This is a genomic window from Lachnobacterium bovis DSM 14045, assembly GCF_900107245.1.
In the GTDB taxonomy this organism is placed as follows: Bacteria; Bacillota; Clostridia; order Lachnospirales; family Lachnospiraceae; genus Roseburia; species Roseburia bovis.
In genome coordinates, this window is record NZ_FNPG01000006.1 from 95,862 (window position 1) to 108,652 (window position 12,791).

Consider the following 12,791-nt stretch of genomic DNA (forward strand, 5'->3'; position numbering starts at 1 on the left):
AAAGTGAGGATGTGTAATGAAAACTGAAAATATGAAAAAGAAAAAAACAGACTATAATGCAAGACAAAGAATTAGGTGTTTTTTTGTTTTTGTAGGCCTGATTTTATTGCTAACAGGCTTAGCACTGTTAAATATATGTGTTGGATCAACTGAAATTTCAACTAAAAGTATAATTGATATTTTATTTGGGTTAAAAAAAGTCAGTGAAACGCAAAAAAGTATAATTTTAGATATCAGAATTCCTAGAATGTTAGAGGCGCTACTTTTGGGAGGAGCATTATCAGTATCTGGTTTTTTATTGCAGACATTTTTTCATAATCCAATAGCAGGCCCTTACGTTTTGGGAATTTCGTCCGGAGCAAAAATGTTTGTTGCATTTACTTTAATTGTTTTTTTAAAAAAATTTGCTTATGTGAATTCAATTACACTTGTAATGGCAGCTTTTTTAGGATCCCTTACAGTTATATTTTTTATTTTACTTGTATCAAATCGTGTAAAAAATATGTCATCACTTTTAGTTGCAGGCATTATGATAGGTTATATTTGTTCAGCGATAACAGATTTTTTGACAACATTTGCTGCTGATGAAGATATAGTTAATTTACATGGCTGGTCTCAGGGAAGTTTTTCAGGAAGTAATCTTGATAGCGTCTGTTTTATTGCAATTCTAGTTGGAATTGTTTTTGTTATAGTATGGTTTTTGTCAAAACCAATTGGTGCACTTCAATTAGGCGAAGAATACGCGCAGACAATGGGTGTAGATGTAAGAAAATTTAAAGTAGTTATAATTTTACTGTCTAGCCTTTTATCTGCTTGTGTTACAGCGTTTGCAGGACCAATTTCGTTTGTAGGAATTGCTGTCCCATATTTGATTAAGTTTCTGTTAAAAACAGTTAAACCAATTTTGATTTTGCCGGCGATATTTTTAGGCGGAGGAGTATTTTGTATGGGGTGTGATTTTGTTTCAAGAGTTGCACTTGCACCATCAGAAATAAACATAAGTACAGTTACTTCTATTTTTGGTGCGCCAGTTGTAATTGTAATGTTAATTTCAAGAAACGCGAGGAGAGGGTAGATGAGTACAGAAAAAGTATGTTGCATTAAATTAGATAATGTTGATGTTGGATATGGCTCTAAAGCGATTGTTCAAAAAATAAATATAGATATAACAAAAGGAAAAATAACTGTAATAATCGGACCAAACGGAGCAGGGAAGTCAACAATTTTAAAGAGTATAATTCGACAACTTAAGACGATTAAAGGCGGAATTTATGTACAGGATGAGAATGAATACAAAAAATTGGAAACTATTCCCAAGAATGATTTTGCAAAGAAGGTTTCGGTCATGCTGACGAATAAAGTGTCGACAGAGCTTATGACTGTTAAAGAGGTGATTGAAATGGGGCGCTATCCATATACTGGACAGTTTGGAATGTTAAAGGATAGTGATAAAGAAATAGTTCAACAGACTATAAGGAATTTTGAATTAGAAGATTTAGAATATATGGACTTTAATAAAATCAGTGACGGCCAAAAACAAAGAGTATTATTAGCGCGAGCACTTTGCCAAAACCCAGAAATTTTAATTTTAGATGAACCAACGTCCTTTTTAGATATTAAGCATAAGATTTCATTGTTGCAAACATTAAGGAGTTTGGCTAAGAAGAGAGGAATAACAATAATTATGACATTACATGAAGTCGAGCTCGCGCAAAAAATTTCAGACGAAGTAATTTGCGTAAAAAATAAATCTATATTTAAGTATGGTAAAACTAACGAAGTTTTCAGTGAGGATACAATTAATAGGTTGTATGATATTAATGAGAATGAAATTGGCTATGATCCCGTTTTTTCAACGGTGGAATTTTCTAGAGTTACGGGAGAACCAAAGATTATGGTGCTTTCGAATTGCGGAAAAGGAATAGATATTTATAGACAGCTTCAGAAGGAAGGTGTTCCTTTTCATGCAGGAATAGTCTATAAAAATGATATTGATTATAATCTAGCACAAAAGCTGGCGGTAGATTACATCGAGATTGCCCCATTTGAAAAAATAACAGATGAGGACGTTTTGTGTGCAAAAAAAAAGATAGATAAAATGGACAAAATAATACTACTTCCGTTAACTTATGGTGATTCAAATGCTAAGCTAAAAGAAGTAGTAGAATATGCAAAAAATAAAGCGAAGAAACTCATTTGTGTACCCTAGCCAGATGTTTTTGTGGCTTACATGAATGCAGATACGCAGGTACAAGAGTTCTTGATTAGATGAGAATCTTAGTTGCTTTTTCTAATCTCAGATGGAGTACAATGGTATTTTTGCAAAAAGCTTTTAGAAAAATAACTAAGATGCTTAAAACCGCATAAAACAGAAATATCTGTAATAGATTTATCTGTTGTTTTTAAAAGATTATAACTTACATCGAGGCGGTAAAAATTTAAAAAATCATTTGGAGATTCGTGCAAAAAATCAGCAAAAATATTGCAACACTTACTCCTGCTGATGCCACCTGAGGCAGCAATATCATTTAGTGAAATTTTTTTTGAATAATTGTTATGTATAAAAGAGATCATGGTTTGTAATATTTTTAAATCAGTTCTCTTTTTTTTGCGCCTGTTAATGTAATTTAAGCTTATTGCTTCGTCAGGAAGTTTTCCGTAGAAATTGACAAACAATATATTTATAAAACCAACGATGCTCAGCTCATATGCTTTTGGTTTATTCCGTTCAAGCTCGAATATTTTATCAATAAATTGTTGAATAACGAAGTTATCCTTGTTGTAGTGTGGATAATAAATATAATTTTGTGCTTTTTCGTTAAAAAAAGGCATAATAAATTCATCATACAAAGATACTATACCTGTTATAAAAGATGGATGGATATTTATGCATTTATAAACGCATTCAGTATTGTTTGAATGGAAAAAATGCATCTGTGAAGAGTTAATAAACAAACAATCCCCTGGGTGTAAATGTAATACTTTGGTGTTGACTTTACAGTGCATTTCACCGGAGTCAATTCTTATTAATTCAAAATCTTCATGCCAATGGGGTATGGTATGTTTTGAGGGAAAAGAGGAAATATTCTGTTCGCTGATATAAAGTGGAACTTCAGGACGGTTATAGTGTACTTGGGTTATAGAATCAAGGTTATTAGTTGGTTGAATCTGATTAGCTTCTGGGGAAGAAAGTACAGTTGAATCAAGATCAGAACCAACATTTGAATCAATATTAGAGTCAACATCTAATTCATATGTAATATCTACTTTACCCTGAGATATCATTCATTTTCCTCCTTTGTGTATGAAAAAGTGTGGATTGAAACTATTTATAATTTAATTATACTAAAAATGGTGAATTGTTCAAATGATATTTAATGGCTCCGTAAAAAAATATTACGGAGCCTAATAGAGTATAAAATAAATATAACAAAACAATAATTAAAGGAGAATAGTAATTATTGAAAGTTATTCAATTGTTTTAAAAATGTTTAAAGCACTATTAATCTTACTAGAAGATTCAGTTACAGTATTAGCGCTTGCGGCAACTTCTTCACTTTCTGCAGCAACTTGTTGTGCGCTTTCAGCAAGTTTGTCAACTGTTGCGGAAACTTCCTGGCTACTAGCAGATTGTTCTTCTGAAATAGCAGCAACAGAAGAAGCTATACTATCAACTGTGTTCATCATTTCAATCATTTCTTTTATTGTGGTATTGGTTTCTTCTACACCATCAAATATCTGAGCAAATGTATCCCCAGCAATATGAACTGCTTCGGTGCTGTTTGCAATCTCTTCAACATTTGTTTTTGCTTTATTAGATAATTGCTCAATCTGGTTAGTGATGTCCTTGATAATTGCAGCTATCTGTGTGGTTGAATCAGCTGAATCGGAAGCAAGTGTTCCAATTTCACTTGCTACAACAGCGAAACCTTTTCCGGCTTCACCGGCTCTGGCAGCTTCAATAGAAGCATTTAGAGAAAGTAGGTTTGTTTGTTCAGCTATAGAGTTAATCATTTCAATAATAGAATTAATTTTTTGGGTAGACTCACCGACAGCTGATACGACTTCATTCATTTCGCTCATAGAAGCAGCAATGCCTTCCATTCCGTTTTTAACATTGTTCATGTCTTTTTGTCCATTTTTGGCTTTAGTAACGAGAGAATTCATAGTATCGTTAGCGTTATTACCTTTTTCAACAAGTCCGTTAACTTCTCCAGCCAAATCTGTTGCATTATTGGCTAATTCTGTGACGGCATCAGTCATTCCATCCATTGCAAGCTTAATCTGATCCATAGAGGCGGATTGCTCGGTTGCCTGTGTGCTAAGAGATTCAGATGCTTGTCTACTGCTATCTGCCTGTAGAGTAAGGTCTGATGATACTGTAAGTACATTTTTCAAAGCACCATTCATTTGTTTCATAAAAGTTTTCAAGTATTGTCCCATTACTCCAATTTCATCTTTTGAATTTATATTAATATCTACTGTGAAGTCATTTCCTGTGATTACGCGAATAACTTCTGTGATAGCTTTAATAGGCTTAGAAACAATAGTTCTAATTAAAGCTAACATTAATACAGTAAGAGCAATTACTGCTAAAACTAGGAATATATATGCAATATTTTTGAATTTATGTAATGTACTTAAAACAACATTTTCAGAAACGCAACTTACAACAGTCCATCCGGTTGAGCCAACAACAGCCGGTGAAGCATAATAACCTTGTCCATCATCGCTAGTTATTACAGTTGTAGGATTATCTTCTCCATATATAATTTTATTTGTGGCTTTTTTGGAAATTGTTTGCAAATGTGAAGCAAACGAGTCGTTCGTAAGTTCAGATAGTTTCTTTCCGTTTTGTTTAGAATCATTATATGAGATAATGTCATCGCCACTTAATAAAACCATGACACCTGAATCCATAGGTTTAATTTGTGAAATTTCTTTTACAAGTGGATTTAGATATATGTCAGCAGCTGCAACACCGGTTCTGCCATCTTTCAATTTAATTTTTCGTGCCATAGAAATTACAGTATCACCTGTTGTATTATCAATATAAGGAGAGCCAACAAATTTAAAGGTCTCATTGTCTTTTCCACCAGAATACCAGCCACGTTCGGCAGGTACATAACCATCTTTATAACAAGGATCAGTTTCTACAGAATAATCAGATTTATCAAATTCATTGTAGTATAAAAAATCCTTGTTTGAAAAACCTAGATATACCCCAGAAGAGCAAAGTTCATCATACTTACGTGTAGGTTTTAAAATTCTTAAAATATCCGCATTATTACAATCATCCAATGATTCAATCGATGCAACAACTCCATCAAAGTTAGTAGCTATACGCTCTAATTTAAGAGCTATTTTTTCGGCCTGATAGTGAGATTCATTATCAAGAGAGTCTTTGGTCGCTGTAACAATTACGCTTTCTGCGTTAGATAAAATAAATGCCATTAAAGTGATAGTAATTATTGTGATTAAAGGAATAAGAATTACAATAAGTTTTCCACTTATGGATTTAAAAAAAGAAACCTCTTTTTTTGCATTCACCGGTTTAGTGTTTTTCATTATAAATAGCCTCCTTGCATAGAATTATTCTAAGATTAAATTTTATATATGTATTTGAAAAATAAAGTAGTACTGGGATTATTTAAGAGTGAGACTACCGCTCTAGAATCCGAATTCCACATATGATTTGTTGGAATTTACATTATAGTTATCGGAATATTTGAAAAAAATTTTATAAAAAAATAAATGTCCCACCAAAGGCATGAATGGTGAGACATTTATTTTGCTATAAATCATTTGGCTTAATTTCAAAATTAGCTTCCTTATATATCATAATGTCCTTGAGGATTATATGCAAGTGAAAAATTAAAAAATGTTCTCTTTTTTTTGATATTTATTATTTTGTCTAGAAAAAACAAACAAAAGAAACAAAAATTTTGCCGCTTTTATGGAATTTATAAATAAAAATATACTGATATTTTTTGAATTGTAAAAGTTTTTGGGCAAAACAATAGAAAAAATAGACAAAAATAAAAAAGTATTGATAAAAAAATATTGAAAATAGTACAATAATAAGTTGAAAGGTTACTTCTTATTAAATAGGTGAAAAGTGTTGACTTTGTGCAAAATAGTGTTAAAATCGGTTAATAAGTACAGATTGTTCATTAAAAACATATGATAGATTATACTGGTATACAATCATTGGTTATTATACTTGCCCAATTATTTATTTTTTTTTGTGCATATTGAATATATACTGATAAAAAAAAATAAACGATAGTATTCTCGATGAGAGTGTATGCGTTTGTATTGACTATCAAGTAATGACGTTGTATTCAGAAAGGAAGTGACTCAATGTATGGATGCTCTTGTTAAGGATTTATTAGAACAGTTAGAGTGTCGAAATGTTTTTGAAATTCCCATTTTTGGTGGAATTTCCATTTCTGAATCAGTGGTAGTTACCTGGATTATAATGGCAGTGCTTTTTGTATTGTGTTTTTTCCTAGGGCGAAATCTGAGCGTTGAAAATCCAAGTAGAAAGCAACTTGTAATTGAGATGATTGTAAAAGGTCTTTACAATACGGTTGCAGAAAGTGTTGGTAAGAATGGTGTCAGATATATTTTTTATTTGATGACCGTTATGATTTATATAGGATTTGCCAACATAATCGGTGTAATTGGATTTAAACCACCAACAAAGGATATGAGTGTTACTGTGGCGCTAGCATTGATGAGTATTATATTGATTCATCTAAGCGGTATTATTCAAAAAGGAGTTGGAGGATGGCTAAAGGGATTTATGCAGCCAGTACCGGTTTTATTACCACTTAACATTCTAGAAATTTTTATTAAACCCTTATCGCTTTGTATGCGATTGTTTGGTAATGTGCTAGGCGCATTTATCATCATGGAGCTTCTAAAAATAGTAGCACCTGTTGTAGTCCCTGGATTATTTAGTCTTTATTTTGATTTATTTGACGGAGGAATCCAGGCATATGTTTTTGTATTCTTGACATCGCTATTTATAGCTGAGGAAACAGAAACAGAAGAATAAAAATAAAAAGTGTAAAGGAGATTATCATTATGTCATTAATAGCAATTGGAGCAGGAGTAGCAGCATTAGCAGGAATCGGAGCAGGAATCGGAATTGGTAAAGCAACATCATCAGCAGTAGATGCGATTGCAAGACAGCCAGAAGCTGCAGGTAAAATCAGAAGTAACTTAATTTTAGGTTGTGCGTTAGCAGAAGCAACTGCTGTATACGGTTTCGTAATCGGTGTATTAATTATTTTATTCTTAAAGTAATCATTGATTTAACGAAATCTCGTGAGTGAAGGTGGTTATAGATGTTAAACATTCAATTAAGTACAATCATTTTGACTATCATTAACGTCCTGATTATGTATGTTGTAATTAAAAAACTTTTTTTACAGCAGGTAATGGACACAATTAATGCAAGAGACGAATTGATAAAAAAACAATTCGAGGATGCAAGAGTGGCAAATGAAGACGCTGATAGAAAAAAGGAAGAATACTCAAAAAAATTAGAAAGTGCAAGAACAGAAGCAGAGAAAATTGTTTCGGAAGCTAAAGATAATGCACAAAAAGAAAAAGAATTAATCATAAAAGATGCTAAAAATGAAAGTCAGCAAATTATTGCAAAAGCTAAAGAAAATATTGTTGCAGAGCAAAAGAAAGCTAAGGATGAGGTTTCTGCAGAAGTTGCCAGACTTGCAATTATAGCAGCAAGAAAAATTATAAAAACAGGTGAACAAAATGACGCAAGAAGCAATTAATCAGGCAAAGGTTTTGTTTGGTTTGTGTCAGAGCCGTTCTGATGTTGAAGGTTTTAAAAAAATGTATTTTGCAACACCTGCATTAAACATGGTTTTAAATAATCCTATAGTATCTATGATAAAAAAATATAAAATCATAGATGAAGTTTCAAACAGAACTAATCAGCCTGAAATAATCAAAAATTTTTTGAGAAAGTCATGTCAAAACGATGCGTTATCAGAGATGGCGGATGTGTTTGAATATTATTTTTATTTATGTGACATGGCTGAAGGTATTGTTAGAGCCAAGGCTATTTTTGCTAAGAATCCAGAGAATGTAGAGGTCGATAAGACAAGAGCATCGTTGGAAGAAAAATATCCTGGTAAGAAAATAGTTTTAGATATAGCCGTAGATGAGTCACTTCTAGGTGGCCGACTTGTTAAAGTTGGAAATACAGAATATGATGAAAGCTATGAAGGTTATTTAAAAGAACTTGAAAGAAAATTAACTTAGGAGGTGAGTCCTGTGGGCGCAATTAGTGCGACAGATATAATCTCTATTATCCAAGAAGAAATAGAAAATTTTTCATGGGAAGCAACAGATCGTGAAACAGGTGAAGTAATATATGTTGGCGATGGTATTGCAACTATTTACGGTATTGATCATGCAATGTATGGAGAAATCGTAGTCTTTGATAATGGAGTTAAAGGTATGGTTCAGGATATCCGCCGTAATGAGATAGGTGTTATCTTATTTGGAAGGGACACAGGAATCAAAGAAGGAACAAAAGTAACAAGAACAAAGAAAAAAGCAGGTATACCAGTAGGTGATGCGTTTGTTGGAAGAATTATTAATGCATTAGGTGAACCAATTGATGGAAAAGGTGCAATTGAATCTAATGGATATAATCCAATTGAGCGTGAAGCAGCAGGTATCATTGATAGAAAGTCGGTTGATACACCTCTTGAGACAGGTATTCTCGCAATAGATTCAATGTTTCCAATTGGTAGAGGTCAAAGAGAGTTAATTATCGGAGATCGTCAGACAGGTAAAACCTCAATTGCAACAGATACAATAATTAATCAAAAAGGAAAAGATGTAATTTGTGTATATGTTGCAATTGGACAGAAGGCTTCTACAGTTGCAAAAGTTGTATCTACTTTAGAGAAAAATGGTGCTATGGAGTATTCAATAGTGTTGTCATCAACTGCAAGTGATCCAGCATCACTTCAATATATCGCACCATATTCAGGAACAGCTCTTGCTGAATATTTTATGGCACAAGGCAAAGACGTTTTGATAGTTTATGATGATTTATCAAAACATGCGGTTGCATATAGAGCAATTTCACTTTTATTAGAACGTTCACCAGGCCGTGAAGCTTATCCAGGTGATGTATTCTATTTACATTCAAGATTGTTAGAGCGTTCAAGTCGTTTGTCAGATGAATTAGGTGGAGGTTCTATTACAGCACTTCCAATTATTGAAACACAGGCTGGAGATGTATCAGCGTACATTCCAACAAACGTTATTTCAATTACTGATGGACAGATTTTCTTAGAGTCTAACTTATTTTTTGAAGGTATGAGACCAGCTGTAAACGTTGGTTTGTCTGTATCCCGTGTAGGTGGAGCTGCGCAGACAAAAGCGATGAAAAAAGCATCAGGAAGTATTCGTATTGATTTAGCACAGTACAGAGAAATGGAAGTGTTTACACAGTTTGCTTCAGATCTTGATGAGCAGACAAAGAATCAGTTGGCACACGGAAGTGCTTTGATGCAGTTGTTAAAACAACCTTTGAATCATCCATTGTCATTACATGAACAAGTAATAACACTTACACTTGCTAATGAAGGATTTTTCGATATAGTTGATGTAAAAAAAGTAAAGAGTACACAATTAGATGTGTTATCTTTCATGGATGCTACACATCCAGAAATTGGACAACAGATTGAAACAAACAAAAAAATAGATGATGAACTTATTAGTTCTTTACTTAAAGCAGCAGAGGAATACAAAGTAAGTAGGAACTTATTAAGTAGTCAAGAATAAAAGTAGGTGCTTAAATGGCAAATACAAAGGAAATAAAAGACAGAATGAGTAGTATACAGGATACATTAAAAATAACTAATGCGATGTATATGATCTCATCATCTAAATTAAAAAAAGCAAGAAAAAGTTTGGAAAAAACTGAAAATTATTTTTACACTTTGCAATCGGCTATGGCTCGTATATTAAGACATATTCCTGACATGGAAAGTATATATTTTAAGTCTAATGAAGGAAAAAAACGAGAAGATGTAAAAGTTGGATATATTGTAATAACAGCAGATAAGGGACTTGCTGGTGCATACAATCATAATGTTTTAAAGTTGGCTGAAGAACATTTAAAACATTGTCCAAATTATGAGCTTTTTGTTTTAGGAGAATTAGGACGCCATTATTTTGAACACAGAAATATTGATATAGATAGACAGTTTCAATATACAGTTCAAAATCCATCATTAAACAGAGCACGTAATATTTCAGAAACTGTTCTTGAGTTATATTTAAAAGGTGAGTTAGATGAGGTACACATTGTATTTACTAAGATGGAGAATGCAATGCAGGAAGAGGCAGTAATAACTCAGTTATTACCTTTAAAGAAACATGAATTTAATGCTTCAGATATTCCGGTAGATGTTCAGATGGAAGAATTAAAGTTTGATCCATCTCCAGAAAAAGTAATGGAGCAGATTGTACCAGATTATGTTGTGGGATTCATTTATGGTGCACTCATCGAATCGTTCTCTAGTGAACAAAATGCTAGAATGATGGCAATGGAAGCAGCTACGAAGAGTGCAAAGGATATGCTTCATAATTTAGATATTTTATATAATAGAGCAAGACAGGCGGCGATTACTCAAGAGATTACAGAAGTAATAGCAGGTGCTAAGTCTCAGAAAAAGAAAAAAAAGAAAAAATAACATTTGAAATTATAGAAGAAAGGGAGGTGTTTTCCAAGTGAATACAGGAAGAATAGTGCAAGTTTTAGGTCCTGTAGTAGACGTTGAATTTGAAGAAGGAATAGAGTTACCAAATATTAAGGATGCTCTTGAAGTAACAGTTGAAGGAAAACGTCTTGTTATGGAAGTAGCTCAGCATATTGGAAATAACACCGTTCGATGTATTATGCTTGCAGCATCAGAAGGCTTACATAGAGATATGGAAGTTGTAGCTACAGGTGATGGAATTAAGGTTCCTGTAGGCGAGCAGACATTAGGTAGATTATTTAATGTTTTAGGTGAGACATTAGATAAAGGTAAAAAATTAGATGATGGAGAAAAATGGGTAATCCATAGAGAACCACCATCATTTGAAGATCAAAAGCCAGCTGTTGAAATCCTTGAAACGGGTATCAAAGTAATAGATTTATTAGCACCATATGCAAAGGGTGGTAAGATTGGTTTGTTTGGTGGTGCCGGTGTTGGTAAAACAGTATTGATTCAAGAATTAATTCGTAACGTAGCAACAGAGCACGGCGGATATTCTATTTTTACTGGAGTAGGAGAGAGATCAAGAGAAGGAAATGATCTTTGGACTGAAATGGGAGAATCTGGCGTTCTTGAAAAAACTGCATTAGTATTTGGACAGATGAATGAGCCACCAGGAGCTCGTATGAGAGTTGCTGAAACAGGACTTACAATGGCAGAATACTTTAGAGATGAAAGAAACCAGGATGTGTTATTATTTATTGATAATATTTTCCGTTTTACACAAGCAGGATCAGAAGTATCTGCATTGTTAGGACGTATGCCATCAGCCGTAGGTTATCAGCCAACACTTGCCACAGAAATGGGTGAGTTACAAGAAAGGATTGCATCAACAAAGAGTGGTTCAATTACATCAGTACAGGCAGTATATGTACCAGCGGATGATTTAACAGATCCAGCTCCTGCAACAACATTTGCTCATTTAGATGCAACAACAGTTTTATCAAGAAAAATTGTTGAACAAGGTATTTATCCAGCAGTAGATCCATTAGAGTCAAGTTCACGTATTCTTGAAGCTGATGTTGTTGGAGAAGAACACTATGAAGTTGCAAGACGAGTGCAGGAAACATTACAAAAATATAAAGAATTACAAGATATTATAGCAATTTTAGGAATGGAAGAATTAGGTGATGAAGATAAATTAGTAGTTTATCGTGCAAGAAAAATACAGAGATTTTTATCACAACCATTCCATGTTGCAGAAAACTTTACTGGTGTACCAGGTGTATATGTACCATTAGAGGAAACAGTTAAAGGATTTAAAGCAATTTTAGAGGGCGAAATGGATGAATATCCAGAAGCTGCATTCTTTAACGTTGGTACTATAGAAGATGTAAAAGCGAAAGCAGAGGCAATGAAAGAAAGTGGGGCTTAATGTATGAGTTCATATTATTTGAAAATTATTGCGGCCACTGGAGATTTTTTTAATGGTAGAGTTAGATCTTTAATAGTTCCTCAGTTTGATGGACAAAAAGAAATATTAGCTTATCACGAAGATATGGTTATTGCTGTAAAAGGTGGGGAAGTTAAGTTTCAGGAAGAAGGATCTTCGGAATGGAGAGTTGCTTTAGTTGGAAAAGGATTTGTCCAAATTGCGAATAACCGTGTTATTTTACTTGTAGAAACAGCTGAAAGACCAGAAGATATTGATAGAGCCAGAGCGGAGGAAGCGAAAGAAAGAGCAGAAGAACAGCTTAGACAAAAGCAGAGTATTCAAGAATATTATCATTCAAGAGCTTCACTTCAAAGAGCTATGGCAAGACTAAAATTTACAAGTGGAAGACGTAATTCTTAAAATGAATATATAAAGATATTATATAGTAATAAGTGCAATAGATTAGTTTATAAACTGATTTATTGCACTTTTTTTATTATGATTTTGTTTTGAAAAATGAAAGTTAAATTAAAAACAAAAAGGAAACAAAAAGTAATGTTTAAGTAATGATAAGGGAGTATAATGTATGCAAAAAGCTT

At 33.1% G+C, this 12,791-nt stretch carries 12 protein-coding genes; 10 read left to right on the top strand and 2 right to left on the bottom strand.

Going from position 1 to position 12,791, the window contains the following annotated elements; all coding sequences use genetic code 11:
• The first annotated feature begins 16 nt into the window (after positions 1 to 16).
• Positions 17 to 1,075, top strand: coding sequence for a FecCD family ABC transporter permease (locus tag BLV79_RS02555; RefSeq protein WP_074715913.1), 1,059 nt, complete (start codon positions 17 to 19; stop codon positions 1,073 to 1,075).
• Positions 1,076 to 2,209 carry an ABC transporter ATP-binding protein gene (locus tag BLV79_RS02560; protein ID WP_074715915.1) on the top strand — a complete coding sequence of 378 codons (1,134 nt, stop codon included), beginning with the start codon at positions 1,076 to 1,078 and terminating at the stop codon, positions 2,207 to 2,209.
• 68 nt (positions 2,210 to 2,277) lie between these two features.
• On the opposite strand, the gene BLV79_RS02565 is transcribed toward BLV79_RS02560, so the two are convergent.
• Both BLV79_RS02565 and BLV79_RS02570 read right to left on the bottom strand, forming a co-directional pair.
• Positions 2,278 to 3,285: an AraC family transcriptional regulator gene (locus tag BLV79_RS02565; RefSeq protein ID WP_074715916.1), complete on the bottom strand. Its 1,008-nt coding sequence runs from the start codon at positions 3,283 to 3,285 to the stop codon at positions 2,278 to 2,280.
• Positions 3,286 to 3,468: 183 nt separating this feature from the next.
• Entirely contained in the window at positions 3,469 to 5,568 is a 2,100-nt protein-coding gene (locus BLV79_RS02570; RefSeq protein ID WP_074715918.1) for a methyl-accepting chemotaxis protein, read from the bottom strand.
• 799 nt (positions 5,569 to 6,367) lie between these two features.
• Between BLV79_RS02570 and BLV79_RS02575 the strand changes: the two genes are divergently transcribed.
• Genes BLV79_RS02575 through atpC form a run of 8 tightly spaced genes read left to right on the top strand, consistent with a single transcriptional unit; the run spans position 6,368 to position 12,612 of the window.
• Positions 6,368 to 7,063 (top strand): F0F1 ATP synthase subunit A, encoded by a 696-nt coding sequence (locus BLV79_RS02575; RefSeq protein WP_074715920.1) that lies wholly within the window; start codon positions 6,368 to 6,370, stop codon positions 7,061 to 7,063.
• Between the two features lie 26 nt (positions 7,064 to 7,089).
• Positions 7,090 to 7,314 (top strand): ATP synthase F0 subunit C, encoded by a 225-nt coding sequence (atpE, locus tag BLV79_RS02580; protein ID WP_143470203.1) that lies wholly within the window; start codon positions 7,090 to 7,092, stop codon positions 7,312 to 7,314.
• Between the two features lie 41 nt (positions 7,315 to 7,355).
• Positions 7,356 to 7,805 (top strand): F0F1 ATP synthase subunit B, encoded by a 450-nt coding sequence (gene atpF / locus BLV79_RS02585; RefSeq protein ID WP_074715926.1) that lies wholly within the window; start codon positions 7,356 to 7,358, stop codon positions 7,803 to 7,805.
• Positions 7,786 to 8,298, top strand: coding sequence for an ATP synthase F1 subunit delta (atpH, locus tag BLV79_RS02590; RefSeq protein WP_074715927.1), 513 nt, complete (start codon positions 7,786 to 7,788; stop codon positions 8,296 to 8,298). Before atpF ends, atpH begins: the two co-directional genes overlap by 20 nt.
• A gap of 3 nt (positions 8,299 to 8,301) precedes the next feature.
• On the top strand, positions 8,302 to 9,837 hold the full coding sequence (atpA, locus tag BLV79_RS02595; protein WP_408606270.1) for a F0F1 ATP synthase subunit alpha: 1,536 nt from the start codon (positions 8,302 to 8,304) through the stop codon (positions 9,835 to 9,837).
• 14 nt (positions 9,838 to 9,851) lie between these two features.
• Positions 9,852 to 10,751 carry an ATP synthase F1 subunit gamma gene (gene atpG / locus BLV79_RS02600; protein WP_074715932.1) on the top strand — a complete coding sequence of 300 codons (900 nt, stop codon included), beginning with the start codon at positions 9,852 to 9,854 and terminating at the stop codon, positions 10,749 to 10,751.
• 37 nt (positions 10,752 to 10,788) lie between these two features.
• Positions 10,789 to 12,192: a F0F1 ATP synthase subunit beta gene (gene atpD / locus BLV79_RS02605; protein WP_074715934.1), complete on the top strand. Its 1,404-nt coding sequence runs from the start codon at positions 10,789 to 10,791 to the stop codon at positions 12,190 to 12,192.
• Between the two features lie 3 nt (positions 12,193 to 12,195).
• A complete protein-coding gene (atpC, locus tag BLV79_RS02610) occupies positions 12,196 to 12,612 on the top strand; it encodes an ATP synthase F1 subunit epsilon (protein ID WP_022749114.1) in 417 nt (138 codons plus the stop codon).
• Positions 12,613 to 12,791: the final 179 nt, after the last annotated feature.

What these genes read in the sequence shown, in the direction of transcription:
- atpG (WP_074715932.1), top strand. Translation starts at nt 9,852, where the DNA reads ATGGCAAATACAAAGGAAATAAAAGACAGAATGAGTAGTATACAGGAT.
- atpH (WP_074715927.1), top strand. Translation starts at nt 7,786, where the DNA reads ATGACGCAAGAAGCAATTAATCAGGCAAAGGTTTTGTTTGGTTTGTGT.
- BLV79_RS02555 (WP_074715913.1), top strand. Translation starts at nt 17, where the DNA reads ATGAAAACTGAAAATATGAAAAAGAAAAAAACAGACTATAATGCAAGA.
- BLV79_RS02570 (WP_074715918.1), bottom strand. Translation starts at nt 5,568, where the DNA reads ATGAAAAACACTAAACCGGTGAATGCAAAAAAAGAGGTTTCTTTTTTT.
- atpC (WP_022749114.1), top strand. Translation starts at nt 12,196, where the DNA reads ATGAGTTCATATTATTTGAAAATTATTGCGGCCACTGGAGATTTTTTT.
- BLV79_RS02575 (WP_074715920.1), top strand. Translation starts at nt 6,368, where the DNA reads ATGGATGCTCTTGTTAAGGATTTATTAGAACAGTTAGAGTGTCGAAAT.
- BLV79_RS02565 (WP_074715916.1), bottom strand. Translation starts at nt 3,285, where the DNA reads ATGATATCTCAGGGTAAAGTAGATATTACATATGAATTAGATGTTGAC.
- atpF (WP_074715926.1), top strand. Translation starts at nt 7,356, where the DNA reads ATGTTAAACATTCAATTAAGTACAATCATTTTGACTATCATTAACGTC.
- BLV79_RS02560 (WP_074715915.1), top strand. Translation starts at nt 1,076, where the DNA reads ATGAGTACAGAAAAAGTATGTTGCATTAAATTAGATAATGTTGATGTT.